The organism is Paenibacillus lycopersici, from assembly GCF_010119935.1.
GTDB classification, from domain to species: domain Bacteria; phylum Bacillota; class Bacilli; order Paenibacillales; family Paenibacillaceae; genus Paenibacillus_Z; species Paenibacillus_Z lycopersici.
This window is the reverse complement of record NZ_CP048209.1, coordinates 1,161,104-1,178,696: the sequence shown is the minus strand read 5'-3', so window position 1 is coordinate 1,178,696 and position 17,593 is coordinate 1,161,104. Positions and strand designations below refer to the sequence as shown.

Here is a 17,593-nt window from a genome sequence, read left to right as displayed (position 1 = left end):
AATTTGCGCAGTTGTTGCACTATTATTTTACCGCGGCCACAGCGGGAGTCCATTCGCGGACAACCCGGACTTTTATGCGGCGAATCTTAAAATAATCCATGCTTCCCGGCGTCGGCCGCGCCCATCGAGCGCATTCCGAAGGCGGCATCGTCTATTTGCGCCGCGAACGGTATTCCGAAGGCGCGGCGCCGGTGACCTTCTTGAATACGCGGCTGAAATAATTGGGATCCTTGTAGCCGACCTGGTAGCTGACTTCCTTCAGGCTCAGGACGTCCTCTTCGATCAATTGCTTGGCCCGTTCGATCCGCAATCCGGTCAAGTAGTCGATGAACGTCTCGCCGACATGCTGCTTGAATACTTTGCTGAAGTAGAACTGATTCAAGTGCACGGATTCCGCCACCTCCTCCAAGGAAAGCTCCCTTGCGAAATGCTGCCGGATATACTGTTTGGCCCGATCGACGATCGTCAGCGTCTGCTCCTCCCGCATGTCCCGAATCCGCTGCAGCGCGGACATGACATAGCTTTGCCAGCCTTCCCGGTCGGCGCCGTCCCGGCCTGGAGCCGGCGAGAGCCCGCTCCGCTGCAATCCGTCGAAGACGCAGACGGCATCCGGGCAGGTCGAGGCGAATACGGCTTCGAAATACGATTGCCGCATGCCGTCCGCGCCGCTCCGAAGCGAGCCGATGCCGATGGATACGTCTTTCTTAATGACGGACCGGGCGGCATCGGCTAGCTTGCGTGCGAGACGGACCGGCTCCTCCTTCCACTCGTCGGCCGTCTGCAAAGGCTTCCGCAGGAACACGGCGAGATGGTGTTCCACGATGGAGCTGACGAGGCAGGGACCGAACGATTTTGCCGTATGGCGGATCGACTCGTACAGCGATCTGCGTTCGTCCGCGGATTCGGAGCCGGGGAACGCCGCTACGAGGCAGCGGCAGTCCTCGAGCGGAAAGTCGAGCCATTCCGCAAGCTGCTCGGGACTGCTGTCCATCGCCTGGTCCATCATGAGGATGAGCGCCAGCTCGTTCTCCACGAGCGGCTGGAGCGTGGACACTTTGCTTCTCAAGGTCAGCTGCTCGGCCCTGCTCGCCTTCTCTTGGTCGAGTTCCTGCGCCAGGCGGCGCAGCAGCGAGGCGACCTGCTCGCGGCCCGCCGGCTTCACGATATATTCCTTGACGCCGAGCGCGAGCGCCGCCTGCGCGTAATGGAACGAATCGTATGCCGTCACGAGCACGAACTTCGCGTCCGGGAGCAGCTTCCGGATTTCCCGGAGCGCTTCGAGCCCTTGAATGCCGGGCATTTGCACGTCCATCAGCACGATTTGCGGCCGCCGCTCCTCCGCCAGCTCGATCGCCCGCCTGCCGTTCTCGGCCTGCACGATCTCGAACGTATCCGGCAGCATCCGCTGCACGATCCATTCCAATCCTTCCCGCTCCAGCGCTTCGTCATCCGCGATCATCAAACGGTACATGGGCTTGCTCCTCCTTCGGTTTCATCGGAATGCGAATCGTGAACGTCGTGCCTTCACCGGGGGCGCTGCGGATCGCGACCGCGTCGCTTCGTCCGGTGAACAGCTGCAACCGCCGGAACACGTTGCTTGTGCCGATGCCTGCCGACATCGATGCGGGCTCCGGCCGCTTCGGCGCATCATTGTCCGCCACTGCAGCCGGATCATAATCGAGCCGCAGCAGGGACCGGCGGGTCGCTTCGTCCATGCCGACGCCGTTATCCGAAATTCCGATCACGGCATCGGCTCCATCGACGGCGACGGCAAGCCGAATCGCGGCCCCCGCCTCGATGCTCTCGATGCCGTGAACGAACGCGTTCTCCACGAGCGGCTGGACGGTCAGCGCTGGCAGCATGGCGGATAGGGCGTTCTCGTCGACATCGGTCTCGAACCGGATCCGGCTGCCGAACCGCGCCTGCTGGAGCGCCGCATATTCCGTCACATGGCCAAGCTCTTCGCGGAGCGATACGGGCTCGTCCAGCTTGCGCAGCCGGTATCGAATCAACCTCGACATGGAAACGATAAGGTCGGATGTCCTCTCCGCCCCTTCGAGCAGGGAGAGCTTGGACAGGACGTTGAGCGCATTGAACAGAAAATGCGGCTGGATCTGGCTCTGCAGCGCGCGAAGCTCCAGTTCCTTGACGAAGCGCTCCCGCTCGAGCCGCTCCTTGTCCCGGCCCGCGGCCTCATGCAGCGAGGCGAGCATCTGCAGGAACGCCTGCGTCAGCATGCCGAGCTCGTCCTTCGCTTGGGCCTGCGCCTCGGTGCGCGCGTCGGGCAGCTCGGCTTGCGGCCGGCCTTCGGACACTTGGCGGGCCATTCGGACAAGCCGTCCGACGGGCTCCGTGACGCTGCGCGACACCCATACGGCAAGGCAGACGCTGAGCAGCGTCTGGACGGCGATAACGGCGACGCCCAATTGGCGCATCCGCTTGTTCTCCTGCTGGATGTGCCGGAAGACCGGCTGATCGATCCCGAGATCGAGATCGACCAGCCGCTGGCCTTCCTCGCGGATGAACTCCGCCGTCTTCTCTGCGGACTCGTACCTCGCGAGCGCTTCCTTCGGCGTCGCGGCCGCTTCGGCGGCATGCCGCTCCTGATCGGCAAGCGTGCCGATCAAATTCAAGTAACCGGTCACTTGCGGAGCGAGCGCGGGCAGCAGGCCGACAGCCTCGATCATTGCCCCGCTCGCCCGGAGCGATTCGTTCGTTCGCGTCATCTCGGCCCGGAGTCCGGGACCCGGATCGAGCAAGTAGTCGTACAAAGACTGCAGCGATTGATCGGACGCTTGCACGGCCTGCTTGTAGGCGAGAATCCGGTTCAGCATATGGTCGTAGCCGTCCTGCACGAGCGTCGAGCTTCGGAAGAGAAAGAAAATCATCGTATTCGCCGCCAGGACCAGCAGCGGAATGACGATGAGCAGCTTCGCGCGAATCGTCATCGGCAGCCCTCCGCGGCGGCGGCGCCTTCGGTCGGTTCGGCGTCTTCAGTGACGGCGTTTCCTGCTGCCGTGGCGCCTTCGCCAGGTACGGTACCTTTTCCGGCATTCGTGGCGCTTTCAGCGACGGCGTTTCCGGCATTCGTAACGCCTTGGCCCAGTACGGTACCTTTTCCGGCATTCATGGCGCCTTCAGCTGCAACGTTCCCGGCCGATTCGCCGCCTTCAGCGATGGCGTTTCCGGCGGACGCGGCGCCTGCGTCTTCGGCGGCGAGAGAGGCGCGGTCCAGCACGGTCGTTCCGGTGAAATGCAGCTCCTCCGGCTTCCGGCCGCGAAGATGATCATGGATCAGCGTGACGGCCTCTTCCCCCATGCGGCTCGGCTGCTGGACGAGCGCCGCCGTAATCTGGCAGCCGCGGATCTCGTCCCGCGTGCTGCCGGGGTCGTCGAAGCCGAAAACGAGCACGTTGCCGGCTGCCATCCGTTTCGCGGCTTCCGCGATGCCCAGTCCGTCCAAGGCGCTGAACCCGACGATCGCCTTCAAATCCGGATGCCGGCGCAGCATGTCCTCGGCCTGCTCTTCCGCCTGCAGCCGGGAGGTATTGGACGATCGCACGTCCTCGACCGTTAAGCCCGGATGGCGCTTGACCACGTCACGGAATCCTGCCAGGCGGAGCTGTTGATTGCTCGCCTGGCTGCCGATCAGCACGCCGATCTTCCCCGTCTCGCCGACGGCGCGGAGGACGAGCTCTCCCATTCGCCGGCCGGCGGTGCGATTGTCCGTCCCTACGTACGCGAGCCGCTCGCTGCCGGGCTCGTCCGCGTCGACGGCGATGACGGGAATGCCGTTAGCCGCGGCTTGATCGATCAGCCGCGCGTAGGACGGATCGTTCTGTCCTTGCACGAGGAGCGCGTCGAACCGCTCGGCGATCGCCTTCTCCAGCAGCCGCTTCTGCTCGGCGGGATCGACCCGGAACGGCCCCATGTATTCCAGCTCCATGCCGAAACGCTTGGACGCGGACGCGGCTCCTTCCTCGACCGAGCGCCAGAACGGATTGTTCTGCACCTGCGCGATCAGCGCGACGCGCGGCGGCCGCTTGCCGTCCTCGCCGGGAGCCGTCGAGGCCGGCTTCAGCTGCAGCGTCCAATCGCGGGTATGCGCGACGGCAGTCGCGAAGCACGCGAACAAGCCCGCGAACAGCAGCGCGAGCAGAATGAGTCCTCCGTTCCAAATCCGATTCTTCATGCGGGTTCTCCTTATGCGGCGTTCTGGGTGAGCGATGATTTTGGATTAACAATCCATAACTTATAGAATAACCAATTATCAGGAAGCGCCGCCGCCCGAACAACGGCCATGCCGCCGCTGCCGAAATTAATCGCACGAACGGCAACAAGACGCCGAGCGTATGATCTCGGCGTCCTTCGCTGAATATTGTCGAATTCAAGCATAATGGGGTTCGATCATGATTTCAAGCGGCCTCCGCCGGCGCATCCTAATCGGCTCAATAGCCTCGCGGCCACCCGCTTCCGCCTACGCATGCCCGGGGCTGCCCGCCTCCCGTTTATTCGTTGCTTTCATTCTATACGTCGATCATGCGTCGCCATTATTCATCCCCGTCGACGTCAATCAAATACACACGATGATCCCGGAATCCGCCGCGCAATGCCGTCTTCTTCGCTCCGATCGCTTCAAGCTGCTCCCACGTTGCCCCGTGCACGGCGGCCAGCGCCCGCATCACTTCAAGCATGTCGGCCAGTTCCTCGAGCGCTTCTTCCGGACGCTCGGCGGCGAAGTATTCGTCCGCCTCTTCCTTAAGCTTGGCGAGCAGTTCCTTCCGGTACGCTTCTTCGTCCAGCATCCGCGTGCGGCAGGTTCGGCCCTTCGATGCGATGATGCGCGGAATCAGGTCGCGCACGAGTTTATTGTACACCGGCATAAGCATCTCCCCTTTGAAAGTGATTGTACCAGAGCAAGCCGCATCGCGGAAAATCGTTCATTCTCACAATCAATCGAAATCGGAATGCCGCTCATCATCCCCCGCACGATATGATAGAATTTACAGAAGGTGGAACGAAGAAGCTAGGTAAAGTCGCCCGATGAGCAGCTTTCCCGGCGTTTTTGCCGGTCTGCGGCGGATAAAGTTGCCCGAATGACAACTTTATCGACACTTTTGCCGGTCTGCGGCTGGTAAAGTTACCCGAATGGCAGCTTTTCGACTTTTTTGCTATTCTGCAGCAGGTGTGTGAGGTTCTTTGCAAGTCTACTGGAAGAGGGGAACCATGACGAACGTCGACGCATTTATTCAAGTGCTGCGAAACTGCCGATCCTCGCAGGGCGTATTCAATCCTTGGAAAGCCCGAAACCGTACATACGATGTTCCGCTTAGTCCGCAGCTGCGACGGGAGCATTTGAAGGCCTATCTGGAGGCCCGGCTTGAAACCGCGAAGTACGTGCTGGTCGCCGAGGCGCTCGGCTATCAGGGCGGAAGATTCTCGGGGATTGCCATGACGTCGGAGAGAATGATTGCCGGTCATCATAAGCAAGTTCCGCCCGGCCATGTTTTACCCGGGGATGCGCGGACGCGAACGAGCAAGGTGCGCAAGGATATGAACAAGACGCAGCAAGCGATGGGGATGGCGGAACCTACGGCGACCATCGTGTGGAATACGATGCTTGACTATGGCGCGGCGCCTGACGAATTCGTGTTATGGAACGCGTTTCCGTTCCACCCCTACCATCCGGGCAAAGGAACAATGAATAATCGATCCGGTACGCAGCTGACAGCCGCGGAACTGGAGACGGGGAAGCAATGTCTGCAGGCGTTCTTCGCGCTGTTCCCGTCGGATGCGGTGATCGCCGTGGGGGAAATCGCCGCACAAGCTTTGGCCGCCATCGGCATACAGCCTGCGTGCAGGGCCAAGCAACCTGCTAACGGCGGCAAACCGGACTTCGTGAACGACATCGCGGCTTATTTGATGACACGGCCCTGACATGGAAGCGTTGCGCTCTTCATTTCTCTTGCATGCATGGATGACGAAGAGACCTGCCCCGGAGAGGCAAGTCCCAAGGCTGTCGAGAAAGTTCGACGTCGCATTTGCCAGATCTGCCGCATTTGCCAGATCTATTGGAAGGAAAAGTCTCCCTCTCCAAGGCTAGCGGACAGTGGTTCCGTTAATTTGGCAATATCGGGCTTATGGGGCAGCACACGGACACAGGATCCGTTAATGTCTCCGAAAGACCGCGAAAACATACTAATTAGCCGATCTAACGGATCTCCTGTCCGCGAGCACACGGAAAAATGTGATCAAGCAGCGAATAAAGGATCTCCTGTCCACTTCCTTGCATGGATGGACTTATAAAGACCTGCCCCGGAGAGAGGCAGGTCTCTATAACAACAATAGATACTACAGGGCGGACTACGATCCGCTTGCCGCCCCTGCGGGCGCTTCTTCCGTCCGCGAATCGCCGGGCGCCGCCGGAGCGAACAGGCCGGAAGCGCCCAGATGCGTCAGCACGTCCTGGCGAATGCATTCGATCAGCCGCGGCGACTTGCCGTGCGACGGTTCGGGCGAGCACGCCTGCTCGACCAGGCCGCCAGGGCCGAAGTCCCAATAGCGCGGCGGCGTATCGACGAAATCGGGGGTTGCCTTCCACCAGCCGCCGTCGTCCGCGAAGCCGTAATGGCCGTTCACGATATCTTTGACCTGCCGGTTGAACGACGAGCGGGTTTCGTAGTCGTAGCCGTTCGTGCACATCAGCACATCGGCCAGCTGCATCGCATTGCGGAGCGCCTTCAGCCGGATCGACGGCACCGGGCCCTCGATCCCGAAGGGGACGCCCGGGTACATGATGATCTCGTCCGCATTCGGCGCCTTCAAATAATCGATCCGGCCATGGCCGAAGGCATTCCATACGCAGAAGCCGTCCACGCCCGACATGAACGTCTGCATCGGCCATGTGAACAAGGTCGTCAACGGGCAGGACAGCTGGCGCAGTACGCCGCCGTAAAGCCAGACGACGTTTCCTTTCTGCTTCATGATCTCGACGCTGTCCGGGAACCAGCTGAACATGCCCGCGTTGACGACCCACAGGTCGCACATGTCGGCATACTCGTTGCGGTAATGATTGCCGTAATGGTTGCTCTCATCCGTCCGGAACACGAACGGAACGGACGTCGAATCGTAGGTGTCCTTGATGATGTCGTAGAACTGCTCGAACGGCTCCTCGTCATGCTCGTACCAGATTTCGTCCAGCGTGAACGGATAGAAGCGATACTGCTTCTTATGATTCAGGAAGAGCTCGAGCTTCGTCTGCGTCCAGCCCTTCTCTTCGAAATGCCGGATGAATTCCGCCATGATTCTGCGCACTTCGGTGCGGAACCCTTTCTTCCCCCACTTCTCGAACCGGGCGGGCCAATTGACATGGAACGGCAGGTACAAGTATTCGATCGGGTACGCGCCCCTCCTGGAATCCGCGAAGGCCGTTCCATCCAGATACGGGCCGAAATGGCGGTCGAACAGCTCCCACGATTTCACCCGGATATGCTTGCCCTCGCCTTCCAGCTCCGGCGCGAAGGACGGCGTAACGATGCCCGAATGCTTGTAGCCCAAGTTATGGTACAGCGCGCGATGCTCGCGGGCCATGGCGACGACCTGTCGCTCCACGTCGAAGAAGCTGCCGTCCTCGTACCGGTCCGGATTGGCGGACAGATGCGGGAAGACCGGCGAGATCGAGTCGGCATACGCGTTCAGATCGGCGGTCATCAAGCTTCGATCCGGCACCGTCACGGCATGGACGACCAGCCTGAGCACGAATTCCCTCTCGACCGCGTTCGCCCGGACGCGCACGACGCCTTCGTATTCGCCGGCTGCCGCTTCCCGCGGCACGAACCAATCGACCCACAACGCGCCGACCCGCTGCACGGGCAAATAATCGGGATGCTGCGGGATGCGGAACGGGAAGCCCGAATCGAGCGGAACGAGGCAATCCGGAATCGCCTGCTCCTCGGTTTCGTGGAACCACTCGATGAACGCCTCCGCGTTCTTGGCGGACAGCCTTCCCGGTCCCTGCAGGTCGCCGAACGATATGTCGGCCGATTCGACCGGCTCTCCGCCGGCATCCACGATCACTTGGAACGACACATATTGATTGGCGCCCGTATGCAGCGCAAGCTCCCGGTCGAACCGCTCGAGCTCGTGCTCGTATGCCCGCTCGACGAACCGTCCCGTCACGCCGTCTACGCGCGCGTAGTCCTTGATCAGATAGATATCCATACCCCGCCTCCTTGCGATTCCTCGCGCCTTATGACACATCTTCACGCATCGTTTGCGCCTCATTGCGGCTCATTACAATTCATTGCAGCCCTTGCGCCTCACAGCGCATCGTCGCGAGCCTCCGCAGCTCCGGCTCCTACAGATCCGCTATTCCTTCCATGCCCTGCAGCAATTCAAGCACGCCGACAATCTCGTCGTCGCTGTTGCGCACCGGGTAGTAGCGGGACAAGCGTCTGCCGTCCCGCTTCTTGACCTGAGGCCGGCCGCTCTCCATCGCGAGCAGCAGTTCCGGGTTCGCCGCCGACCGCGTCCAATCCTCGAGCGGCAGCGACTTGCCCGCGACGACCGGTACGGCCACCTGCCGGTTGGCCGGGTGAAGCTGCCACAGCACGGCGCATAGCCCGAGCTGCGGATTGATGTTCTCCAGGCGGGTCAGGTCGTTCTTCACGTCCGTGAACCGCGCGAAGTCGTAATCGGTATGTCCATGCCGGTCCAGCAGCACCTCTTCGAATCGATCGCCGTCCAGGTACATCAGGCCGATCCGGACCACGCTGTCGATATCCAGTTCCTGATAGGTCGCCATTCCATCGTCACCCTTTCGTATTCGGGCACGGCACGGCCGGCGTCTGCCTGCCGCGGCATTCGCCGGCCGTCTCGCTCCCGTCGGGACTTCAGCCCTCGCGCGGCTTCTTCGCCGCCATCACTTCCAGCTGCCGGTCGCGCCGAGCGCCTCGAACTGCTTGTTGACGTCGTCGATGATCGCCTGTCCGCCGTTCTTCAGGAAGTCGGCCGTGAGCGTATCGAAATACGAGAGCGGCTCTTGGCCGAGGATGATCTTCGTCTCCCCGTCCATCATTTTGTCGTACAAGGCGCCGAACTTCTCGTTGAACACGTCCGAATGGATGCTGTTGAACGGATCGATGTAGACGAAATTCGGTTTGCTCCATAAATCGACGACCGCCTTGGCATAGGCTGCCTCGATCGGAACCGGCAATCCTTTGTCAAGCTCGAGCGCTTCGTCGGAGGGCGCCCACTCCTGAACGGTGAAGAACGTAGTCGGACGCGCCGCCTGCTTGGCATCGGTGTCCGTGCTGAGATCCGCCACGCCGTTGGCGTACGTATACCCCTTATCGACGCCGCCTTGCTTCCAATCGAAGTCCGCGTTCTGCGGATTGCGCTGGTCGAACGGCGTAAACTTCATGAATTGATCGACCATGGTCAGAATGCGATCGATCTTGTCCGGGTCGTCCTTCAACTTGGCGGAGAGCGTCTTCATCGTGTAATACCCGGACATGCCCGGCTGGCCTTGCGTGCCGTCCGGCGCTTGGAACGGCGGCAGCGGCACGACTTCGGCGTCGGGAGCGTTCTCGCTGAGCAGCTTCCATTGGGTCGCCGAACCCGGGAGGCCTTCATAATAAATGCCGGCCTTGCCGCTCCAGAAAATTTGCTTCGCGTCGTTATACTCCATGACCGGCCAATCCTTCGGAACCGCGCCCGCGGCATACGCCTCCTGCATGAATTTCAACCGGTCCAGGTTCGCATCGTCCGATATGATGCCGGGAATCAGCTGACCCTGGTCGTTCTTGTGATACCAGGCGCCGATATCGTAGTACACGCCCATCCGGTTGTTCCAGTCGATGCCTTTGCTCGTCGCGAAGCCGTACGTGTCCTTCTTGCCGTTGCCGTCGGGATCCTGATCCGTGAATGCCTTGGATACCTGCAGCAGCTCGTCATAGTTGGTCGGCATTTGCAGGCCGAGCTTATCGAGCCAATCCTTCCGGATGATGGCGGAGTTCATGTACTTGATGTGAAAATATTGCGGAATGCCGTAGATCTTGCCGTCGACGGACACGGCGTCCCAGATGGATTTCGGGATTTGCTTCAGCTCCGGATACTTGTCGATGTAATCATTCAGCGGCAGGAACGCGCCTTGCTTCGCCCACTTGATGAAGTTGGAATCCACGCCTTCGAGACCGAGAATGTCCGGCTGCGAGCCGGAGGCCATGAGCACGGCGATCTTCTGCTGCGCTTGCTCCATCGGCACGAACTCCGGTTTGTAGTCAATGTTGAACTTCTCGTCGATGGCTTTCACGCCGGGACTGTCGCTTGGCTGCACCTTGCCCCAGTACCCTTCGAACGCGGTGATCTTGAGCTTCTTGGCCATCGCGTTGGAAGCGCTCCCATCAGTCGAGTCGCCGGCGTTGGCCGCCGCTCCGCCCGCACCGTTGCTGTCGTTCTTGGAAGAGCAGGCAGCCGAGAGGAGCAATACCGCCGCGAGGCACGCGGCGACGTGCATTCTTCTCCAGTTCTTGTTCAATCCGATCCCCACCTTATCGCATAATGGATGTTGCCATGCTACCCTTTGACGGCGCCGAGCATCACTCCTTTGGCAAAATGCTTCTGCAGGAACGGATAGACGAGCAGAATCGGAACGGTAGCGACGAGAATGGCCGCCATGCCGATCGTTTCGGGCGGAGGCAGATGCTGGTCGCGCACCTGCTGGGCCATTAACGTCGGTTTGAGGGAAGACGCCGAGTCTCCCAGCACGACGATCTGCCTCAGAATGACCTGAATCGTCCATTTGTCCGGATTGTTCAAATACAGGATGGCATCGAAGAACGTGTTCCAGTGCCCGACGGCGCAGAAGAGTCCGAACGCCGCCAGCACCGGCTTGGACAACGGCAGGATGATATGGGTATACACCTTCATCTCGCTGGCGCCGTCAATGATCGCCGCCTCGGTCAGCTCGTTCGGGATGCCCAGGAAGAACTGCCGCATGACGAGCAGATTGAACGCGCTGATCGCGCCGGGCAGGATGAGCGCCCAATTCGTATCGATCAGACCGGTCGCTTTCACGACCAAGTACGTCGGAATCATCCCGCCGCTGAAGAGGAAGGTCAGCAGCACCATGAAATTGATGAGCTTGCGGCCCGGGACTTGTCTGCTCAGACCGTACGCCATCGTCGAGGTCATCGCGAGATCGATGATCGTGCCGAGGACGGTAATATAGACGGTGTTGCCGATCGATTGGATGAACTGCCTCGAGCTGAATATGTAGCGATACGAATCGAGCACCCACGTCTTCGGCCATAACAGCAGATCCGTGTTCATGTACTCGCGATAGGAAGTGAACGACACGACGAGCATATAAAAGAACGGGAACAACATAAGCAGGGCGATGATCAATAGCAGCAACACGTTGATTTTGTCCGCCACCAATTCCCCGCGCGTTCGAAAGTGCATCTCCCTTCCTCCTTTGCCGCTTTAGAAGGCGCCTTCTTCGCCGAATTTCTTGACTAGCCTGTTCGCGCCGAGGATGAGGACGAGGCCGATCAAGCTCTTGAACAGGCCGAACGCGGCCGAGAAGCTGAAGTCGGCGTTCAGAATCCCTTTGACGTACACGTAATAATCGAGCGTCGTGCCGACGTCCTTCGTCAGGGCGTTGATCATCAGCATGATTTGCTCGATGCCCGTATCCAGCACATGGCCGAGCTGCAGGATCAGCAGAATCGCGATCGTGCCGCGCAGGGCGGGCAGCGTCACATGCCACATGAGCCGCATCCGGTTCGCGCCGTCCACGACGGCCGCTTCGTACAGCTCGTTGTTGATCCCGGACAGCGCGGCGAGGAAGATAATCGTCCCCCATCCGGTTTCCTTCCAGACCCCTTCGAGCAATATGAGGGGCATGAACCAGTGCGGATTCGTCAACAGATTGGACTGCGGCAGATGGAGCAGGCCGAGAACGGAGTTGACGATTCCTTTCTCGCTCAGGAAGGTGTTCACGAGACCGATCACGACGATCCAGGAGACGAAATGCGGCAGGTAGACGATCGATTGGATCGATCGCTTGTACGATTGGCTGCGCAGCTCGTTCAGCATCAGCGCCATCAGTATGCCGACCGGGAAAGCGAACAGCAGCTGCAGCAGGCTTAAGTACAGCGTGTTGAACAGGATCTGAACGATATTCGGATCGTTGAAGATCTCCTTGAAGTGGGCGAAGCCGACCCAGTCGCTGTGCCAGATGCCCGTGAACGCGCTGTAGTCCTGGAAGGCGATCATGAGGCCGACCATCGGGACGTACTTGTAGATGACAAAATACGCAATGCCCGGAAGCAGCAGCAGGTAGATGAACCGCATCTTCCACATTCTCGTCAGCAATGACTTCGCCGGCCGTTCCAGACGCGCGGGAACGTTCCGGCCGACCGTCTCTTCGATCGCGCTGGACAATGCTTTCTCCTCCCCTCCCGAATATGAAGAAATGATGTTGTCCATTCGAGTATACTTGCTGACAAGAATCGGGAATATGGGAGCGAGATGACTTTACTGCCTGACAATGGTTACTTCTGTCGCGCCGGCGAGCCTTCGTCCCGGAACGGGAACCAGCCCGATAGAAGCCGCCGGCGCTCGGGCTGGCTTCTATCGGGCTGGCTTCTACCAGGCTGGCTGCAAGAATCGAATGCCAGCGGCGTTCCGTGCCGTAACCGCTGCGGAGGCCGTTGCTGCGGATCGTAATCATGCTGCGAGCGAAGCCGAGCGCGTTCGCGCTCGTATTCGGCCCTAAGCGCAGGCTGCCGGTATTACCGGCCTACCGGCCGGGCTCGCGCCGCGGACTGCCGGCGGCGCCGAGCGCGTCAAGGATGACTCGCGCCTGCGGACGCTTCGCCGGGCGTCACGCCCCAGTACTTGCGGAACAGGCGCGTGAAGTAGCCGATATCCTTGAAGCCGACCTGCCTCGCCGCCTCGTACACCTTCGCGCCTCCGACCAGCAGCTCCCGGGCCCGCTGCATTTTCAAATCCTGATAATACGTCGTGAACGTCATGCCGGTCTCGCGCTTGAACAGCCGGCTTAAGTACGACGGATTCATGTACAGCTTCTCCGCGATGTCATGCAGCGTCATCTCCATCTCCATGGACCCGCCCGCGAGCTCCATGACAGCCCCCACGAGGCGGTTCGTATTGAGGTTGCGCTGATCGCGGCCGTAGCTCAGATAAGCTTCGACGGCGCGGAGCATCCACTCCAGCGTCTGCGCCTTGGAGACGAGCGCGGGAGGACGCAGCAGCGATTCGCAATCGCGCTTCGCGACCTCCGCGACCGTCCAGCCCTGCGCATGAATCATCCGCACGACGAAGCTGTGCAGGAACAGCACATGCTCCTGCAGCGCATCGAGGCTCGGAACGACGCTGCATGTCGCTTGGAACCACTGCTCGACATGCACGCGAGCCGCTTCGTCGTCGCCGCTGTCCATCGCGGTCTGCAGCTTGCGCTCGAACGCGCGGTCGGGGGCGGGAATGCCGGCGTCGGCCTGCCGCCGGTGATAGGGAATGACAACGTTATAGCCGAGGACGACGCGCTCGTGCAGGGCGCTGTTCGCTTGCCTGAAGGACAGCTCGATCTCCTTCAGGACGACTTTGGAGCCGATGCCGGCGCTGGCGGTGATCTTCATGCAGTCCTGCACGCGTGCGAGCAGCCTTGCGACCGCCACGTTGACGCGCAGGCCGAGCGCCTCTCCCTGCTCCCCTTCCCTGGAGCGGAACACGGCGGCCACCTTGGCCTCGTCGTCCGGGAACAGCAGGCAGTCGAGCGCGTCCAGCGTTTCTTCGGCGATATTCTGCAGGGCCAGGCGGAGCAGCGGCGCATCCTGCGGCGAGTAGCGGGTATCCGAATCGGGGATCGGATCCATCTCCATCATCGCGACCACGCACTCCTCATCCGGCTGCAGCGGCGGCTTGCCCGGGAAGTATTCAGCGGCCTGCCGCAAGGAATCGCCGGACGGGTACTTGCCCCTGACAAGGTCGCGCAGGAACAGAGCTTGCAAGGATGGCAGGCTGGATTCCCACATCTGCTTCAGCCGCCGATTGTCGAGCTCGGCCTCGCGCTCCGCCCTCAGGCGCTCGGCAAGCTGGCTTACCGCGGCTAGAATCTCCGCGTTCCCGGCAGGCTTCAGCAAATACTGGTCGGCGCCGAGCTCGATCGCCTCCCGCGCATAGCCGAAGTCGTTATGGCCGCTCAAAATAACGAACGCGACGGATTGTCCGCGCCCGCGCAGCGTTCGAATCATATCGAGACCGTTCATGTCCGGCAGCTGCAGGTCGAGCAGGACGATATCCGGCTTGCGCAGCGCGATCAGCGCGAGCGCCTCCGCGCCGCTCCTGGCCATGCCGACGATCTCGATACGATGCTCTTCCCACGGTATGCAGGTGGCGACATTGTTCAATTGACGGATCTCGTCTTCCACGAGCAATAGATTCATGCGTCCTCTCCCCCTGTCCGTTCGATTGCCGCCGCTTGATAGCAGACGTCGACCGGAATGCGAATCGTCGTTTCCGTCCATTGCCCGGCAGCGCTCGCGATGGTCATCTCCGCCCGGCTGCCGTAGTACAGCTTCAACCGGGAGCAGACGTTCGTCAATCCGTAGAAATCATTCGGTCTTGTGCGCTCGAGGTTGAACGAATCGAGCCGCATCCGTTCGAGCTCGGACTGCATCCGCGACAACCTGTCCTCCGGTATCCCCCGGCCCGTGTCCCGTACCCGAAGCGACAGGACGCCGCCTTCGATGTCGGCCGCGATCGTAAGCTTGCCGCCGGACGGCGATTTCTCGAGGCCGTGGATAATCGCGTTCTCCGCGAGCGGCTGAAGCAGCAGCTTGAGAATGGGAATGGGCTCGCTGGCTTCGTCGATGCGGTACTCCCATTCAAAATGGCCGAGGAAACGCATTTCCTGAATCCGGATGTAATACGAGAGATGCTCGAACGTTTCCTTCACGGTAAACGTATCCCTGCCCTTGCTCAGGCTGAGCCGGAAGAACCGCGACAGGTTCAGCACCATTTCGCTCGTCTCGTCGGCCCCGTATTGCACGGCGCTGGCATAGATCGAATCGAGCGTGTTGTATAGAAAATGCGGATTGATCTGGGATTGCAGAAACTTCAATTCCGTGCGCGTCTTCTGGACCTGCTGCGTGTAGATATCCTGCAGATACTGCTTCTGCTGCATCGCCATCTGATTGAACGTGTCGGTAATAATGCCGAATTCGTCCTTGCGGTCGTTCTTCAAATTGACGTCCCAGATGCCTCTGCGAACGAGCTGGATGCCCCGGAGCAGCTTGGCCAGCGGGGACGTAATGCCGACGTAGACGATCCACGATACGATCAGCGCCAGGAAAATGCTGAGGACGCTGATGGCGATGATGTATTTCTGCAGCTGGCGCGTCCCCTGATTCAACACGCTCTCCGGCTGGGCGAGCTCGATCGACCAGCCCGAGCTCTGCGAGACGACCTCGTTGTCGAGCATATGCTTCTTCGGTTGGATGAACCCGTATTTGCTCGCCGGCGCGGCAGCGGCCGCGCGCGAAAGGCTTGGATCGAAGTAAGAAGCGATCACCCGGCGGTCGGCGTCGAGGATCTGGAATTGCAGCTGTTTCGTGTTCATCAGATTCAAGGCGAATTGGGTTAAGGTTTGGCGCGATACCGTAACGCCGACAACGTGGCTGCTCGGAATCGACGTATTGAAGCCCATGCCGCGGGTAAACGTGACGAGCCCCGCGTCATCGACCGGATCGGGCTTGCCCGGCGCGAGCTCCTTGGTCACTGCGGGAATGTACAACACCGAGCTGCCCATGCCCGCGACCGCGCTATGGTACCAGTCCGTACGGGCATAGTCGATTCGCTTGCCCCCGTGCTGCCGGGAGATGATCATGCCGAGATTCGTGTCGAGAATCCAGACGTCCTGGATCAGATCGTTCGCCAGCTTGTAGGTCGCAAGCCGGTTCAGGATCTGGCTCGCCTCGTAGATCATGGTCGCTTCGCTGCCGTGCACGGCAAGCATGGCATTCAGGGTGCTGTCGTTGGAAATTTGCAGGCTGAGGCGCTGCGCGGAATCGGTGAATTGGTCGATGAACCCCAGCGCGGCCGAGATGGCGGCCCTGTTGTTCTCGCCCGCCTGCTTGACGACGATATTCTCGGATTGCGCGATGGCGTATAGACTGATGAGGATGAGCGGAACGATCGGCAGAATGAAGTAGAGCGTCAGCCGCTTCTGCGTCGACCGTTTGAATTGGAGGCGATCTCGTTCAACGGTGCTCATATCGTGCGACCTTCTCTCTTGAATAGACTGCGCATGCTTGTTCGAAGCCGTCGTCTCCCTAATGAGATGCAAGGTACCAATGCGAGTGTACGATTCGTTCTTCTTCGAGATATACCAACATAGTTCGCCGCAAGCGCGCCGACTCCTTCCTGCGGTTTACAATCCCTTCATGGATAGACGGGAGAGGGCAGGCCGGAGATGGGCAAAAGAAAAGGCGGTGCATGCGCACCGCCAGTGGATAATACCACCAGATTGTAAAGAAACCCGCGTTTTTCACAAAACGCAGGGTTTCTTTCATGTTCAGTTCTGCCTAGGGGCTTCGGAGGGACGTTCATCCCCCTCCAGCCTTCCTTTCCCGGCGGAGGGCAATCTTTAACATGTTCTGGACAGCTGCGGTCGTAAGCGCCTGTTATCGACAGCCTGAGGTTACTGGAGACCCAGTAACCTCAGGCTGTCGATAAAGTCCAGCGGATTTTGGCATTCTTATTTTTGTTTAGTCGGCGGTTCTCGTCTCGTGAACCCAAAAGCGATTAAAACCGATGTGAGCGCGACTTTTCGAATGAACGATCGGCCATTTATAACGTTCTAATGAAACATGGGGCCTCTATGGCCCGCGGTCTGCTTTAGGGACCCATTGATTGTCTGGGATCAATAGGCGATTGCGCCAAGGACGATAAAACCTCCTGTCTCGGGGCGGGTCGAACATCCTTGCTCGAACCGTTCCTGCAGGATTCCGCGGCTCCCCGCAGGAATGAGGTTTGACAGCCAACGCCTGACGCAGCGCTTGGTGCAGGCAGCTGCGCTAAAGTGCAGAAAGATAGAATGACAGAACGACGGAATGACAGAACGACGGAATGACAGAACGACGGAAAGTCGGAAAGACGCCGCTCAGGCTGTCGCTTCCTCGGTATAACAGCCGAAATCGCTTGGATCCATCGGCTTATTATCCGATTGGGCAGGCAGCAATACCGTCGAAGCAAGGAAGCGGACAAGAGATGCGTTATTGGCCGGCTTTCCTCGTCTTTCCGTGTGCTTGCGGACAGGAGATGCGCTATTTCACCCCGCGTGCTGACATTCGGCGCGATCCGGAGGCAATAACGAATCCTGTGTCCGATCGCCAGCCCAAAACACCGATTTCAATACATATAGCGGATCCTATGTCCGTTGCATATGGGAGATCCCGTTCAGGCGATGCGACTTCGTCTATTCTCTCCACAGCCTGGCGGTGCATGCGCGCCGCGCAGCTCCGCCTTCCGCTCTTCTTCCGCTATACTTCCGTTGGTCTTCCTTTAT

12 protein-coding genes are annotated in these 17,593 nt (G+C 60.0%); 1 reads left to right on the top strand and 11 read right to left on the bottom strand.

Annotation, left to right across the window (positions count from 1 at the left end; all coding sequences use genetic code 11):
• Positions 1-151: 151 nt before the first annotated feature.
• The 4 genes from GXP70_RS05040 to GXP70_RS05025 all read right to left on the bottom strand — a co-directional run bounded on the left by GXP70_RS05040 (position 152) and on the right by GXP70_RS05025 (position 4,883).
• The gene (locus tag GXP70_RS05040) at positions 152-1,471 is read right to left on the bottom strand and encodes an AraC family transcriptional regulator (RefSeq protein WP_162355463.1); all 1,320 of its coding nucleotides are present in this window, start codon (positions 1,469-1,471) and stop codon (positions 152-154) included.
• On the bottom strand, positions 1,446-2,948 hold the full coding sequence (locus GXP70_RS05035; protein WP_162355462.1) for a sensor histidine kinase: 1,503 nt from the start codon (positions 2,946-2,948) through the stop codon (positions 1,446-1,448). Before GXP70_RS05035 ends, GXP70_RS05040 begins: the two co-directional genes overlap by 26 nt.
• Complete coding sequence (locus GXP70_RS05030) at positions 2,945-4,192, bottom strand: substrate-binding domain-containing protein (RefSeq protein WP_162355461.1); 1,248 nt, start codon at positions 4,190-4,192, stop codon at positions 2,945-2,947. Before GXP70_RS05030 ends, GXP70_RS05035 begins: the two co-directional genes overlap by 4 nt.
• Before the next feature lie 358 nt (positions 4,193-4,550).
• On the bottom strand, positions 4,551-4,883 hold the full coding sequence (locus GXP70_RS05025) for a nucleoside triphosphate pyrophosphohydrolase (RefSeq protein ID WP_162355460.1): 333 nt from the start codon (positions 4,881-4,883) through the stop codon (positions 4,551-4,553).
• A 343-nt stretch (positions 4,884-5,226) separates the two neighbouring features.
• Here GXP70_RS05025 and GXP70_RS05020 point away from each other — a divergent pair, with 343 nt between their 5' ends.
• Positions 5,227-5,937: a uracil-DNA glycosylase gene (locus GXP70_RS05020; protein ID WP_162355459.1), complete on the top strand. Its 711-nt coding sequence runs from the start codon at positions 5,227-5,229 to the stop codon at positions 5,935-5,937.
• 426 nt (positions 5,938-6,363) lie between these two features.
• On the opposite strand, the gene GXP70_RS05015 is transcribed toward GXP70_RS05020, so the two are convergent.
• The 7 genes from GXP70_RS05015 to GXP70_RS04985 form a co-directional block, all read right to left on the bottom strand.
• The gene (locus GXP70_RS05015; protein ID WP_162355458.1) at positions 6,364-8,220 is read right to left on the bottom strand and encodes a glycoside hydrolase domain-containing protein; all 1,857 of its coding nucleotides are present in this window, start codon (positions 8,218-8,220) and stop codon (positions 6,364-6,366) included.
• A 136-nt stretch (positions 8,221-8,356) separates the two neighbouring features.
• Complete coding sequence (locus GXP70_RS05010) at positions 8,357-8,803, bottom strand: hypothetical protein (RefSeq protein ID WP_162355457.1); 447 nt, start codon at positions 8,801-8,803, stop codon at positions 8,357-8,359.
• Between the two features lie 117 nt (positions 8,804-8,920).
• On the bottom strand, positions 8,921-10,537 hold the full coding sequence (locus tag GXP70_RS05005; RefSeq protein ID WP_162355456.1) for a type 2 periplasmic-binding domain-containing protein: 1,617 nt from the start codon (positions 10,535-10,537) through the stop codon (positions 8,921-8,923).
• 38 nt (positions 10,538-10,575) lie between these two features.
• Positions 10,576-11,463 (bottom strand): carbohydrate ABC transporter permease, encoded by an 888-nt coding sequence (locus GXP70_RS05000; RefSeq protein WP_162355455.1) that lies wholly within the window; start codon positions 11,461-11,463, stop codon positions 10,576-10,578.
• Between the two features lie 21 nt (positions 11,464-11,484).
• Complete coding sequence (locus GXP70_RS04995) at positions 11,485-12,447, bottom strand: ABC transporter permease (protein WP_225442668.1); 963 nt, start codon at positions 12,445-12,447, stop codon at positions 11,485-11,487.
• Positions 12,448-12,851: 404 nt separating this feature from the next.
• The gene (locus GXP70_RS04990) at positions 12,852-14,471 is read right to left on the bottom strand and encodes a response regulator (protein WP_162355453.1); all 1,620 of its coding nucleotides are present in this window, start codon (positions 14,469-14,471) and stop codon (positions 12,852-12,854) included.
• Positions 14,468-16,300 carry a sensor histidine kinase gene (locus GXP70_RS04985; protein WP_162355452.1) on the bottom strand — a complete coding sequence of 611 codons (1,833 nt, stop codon included), beginning with the start codon at positions 16,298-16,300 and terminating at the stop codon, positions 14,468-14,470. The genes GXP70_RS04990 and GXP70_RS04985 overlap by 4 nt, the downstream gene beginning before the upstream one ends.
• Positions 16,301-17,593 lie beyond the last annotated feature (1,293 nt).

Excerpts from the sequence above, each read along its gene's own strand:
- GXP70_RS05015 (WP_162355458.1), bottom strand. The coding sequence starts at position 8,220 with ATGGATATCTATCTGATCAAGGACTACGCGCGCGTAGACGGCGTGACG.
- GXP70_RS05030 (WP_162355461.1), bottom strand. The coding sequence starts at position 4,192 with ATGAAGAATCGGATTTGGAACGGAGGACTCATTCTGCTCGCGCTGCTG.
- GXP70_RS05025 (WP_162355460.1), bottom strand. The coding sequence starts at position 4,883 with ATGCCGGTGTACAATAAACTCGTGCGCGACCTGATTCCGCGCATCATC.
- GXP70_RS05020 (WP_162355459.1), top strand. The coding sequence starts at position 5,227 with ATGACGAACGTCGACGCATTTATTCAAGTGCTGCGAAACTGCCGATCC.
- GXP70_RS04985 (WP_162355452.1), bottom strand. The coding sequence starts at position 16,300 with ATGAGCACCGTTGAACGAGATCGCCTCCAATTCAAACGGTCGACGCAG.
- GXP70_RS05040 (WP_162355463.1), bottom strand. The coding sequence starts at position 1,471 with ATGTACCGTTTGATGATCGCGGATGACGAAGCGCTGGAGCGGGAAGGA.
- GXP70_RS05010 (WP_162355457.1), bottom strand. The coding sequence starts at position 8,803 with ATGGCGACCTATCAGGAACTGGATATCGACAGCGTGGTCCGGATCGGC.
- GXP70_RS05035 (WP_162355462.1), bottom strand. The coding sequence starts at position 2,948 with ATGACGATTCGCGCGAAGCTGCTCATCGTCATTCCGCTGCTGGTCCTG.
- GXP70_RS05000 (WP_162355455.1), bottom strand. The coding sequence starts at position 11,463 with ATGCACTTTCGAACGCGCGGGGAATTGGTGGCGGACAAAATCAACGTG.
- GXP70_RS04990 (WP_162355453.1), bottom strand. The coding sequence starts at position 14,471 with ATGAATCTATTGCTCGTGGAAGACGAGATCCGTCAATTGAACAATGTC.